We start from the raw sequence: 1,076 nt of genomic DNA, 5'->3' as shown, positions 1-1,076 counted from the left end.
GCCGGTGCTGGTGCAGATGCTCGACCGGCTGGAAAGTGAAATCCTGGCTGACCGGGTGAGTGAGGAAAGCCGCCGCTGGCTGGCATCGTGCGGCCTGACCGTGGCGCAGATGAAAAACCAGATGGACCCGGTGTACACGCCGGCGCGAAAAATTCACCTGTACCACTGCGACCATCGCGGCCTGCCGCTGGTGCTTATCAGCACGGAAGGGGCAACAGAATGGTGCGCAGAATACGATGAGTGGGGCAACCTGCTGAATGAAGAGAACCCGCATCATCTGCAGCAGCTCATTCGCCTGCCGGGGCAGCAGTATGATGAGGAGTCCGGCCTGTATTACAACCGCCACCGCTATTATGACCCGCTGCAGGGGCGATATATCACTCAGGATCCGATTGGGCTGAAGGGGGGATGGAATTTTTATCAGTATCCGCTGAGCCCGGTGAATAGCATGGATCCATTAGGATTATATGAATTTAAATCAAAAAATATAGATGATATTGGAATATTTGCATTGGCAATGTGTAATGGAGAATCAATTAACGAGAATAAAGAATATGGTGGACTAATATGTAAGAAGCAAGGTGAATATTTCCCCATGAATCCGATAAGTTCAAATGATAATGATAGTGTAGACTTGCGAAATATAAAATGCCCTGAAGGTTCAGAGAGAGTAGGCGATTATCACACTCACGGTTTTTACTCTGACGATAAAGGGAATAAAGTAACAAAAGAAAATGATGTTTATGATAGTCTAAATTTTTGGTAATGACTCCAACTTACTGATAGTGTTTTATGTTCAGATAATGCCCGATGACCTTGTCATGCAGCTCCACCGATTTTGAGAACGACAGTGACTTCCGTCCCAGCCTTGCCAGATGTTGTCTCAGATTCAGATTATGTCGCTCAATGCGCTGAGTGTAACGCTTGCTGATAACGTGCAGCTTTCCCTTCAGGCGTGATTCATACAGCGGCCAGCCATCCGTCATCCATACCACGACCTCAAAGGCCGACAGCAGGCTCAGAAGACGCTCCAGTGTGGCCAGAGTGCGTTCACCGAAGACGTGCGCCACAACCGT

2 pseudogenes are annotated in these 1,076 nt (G+C 48.7%); one reads left to right on the top strand and one right to left on the bottom strand.

What is annotated here, in order from left to right:
- Positions 1-760: pseudogene (locus BGK49_RS15380) on the top strand (RHS repeat-associated core domain-containing protein); the annotation flags it as partial.
- Positions 761-776: 16 nt separating this feature from the next.
- Here the strand turns inward: BGK49_RS15380 and BGK49_RS15375 are convergent.
- Positions 777-1,076: pseudogene (locus BGK49_RS15375) on the bottom strand (IS1-like element IS1X2 family transposase); the annotation flags it as partial.

The sequence above is a fragment of the Shigella sp. FC1544 genome (genome assembly GCF_001722145.1).
GTDB classification, from domain to species: Bacteria; Pseudomonadota; Gammaproteobacteria; order Enterobacterales; family Enterobacteriaceae; genus Escherichia; species Escherichia coli.
The sequence above is the reverse complement of the archived record's forward strand: the minus strand, read 5'-3'. Positions and strand labels throughout refer to the sequence as shown.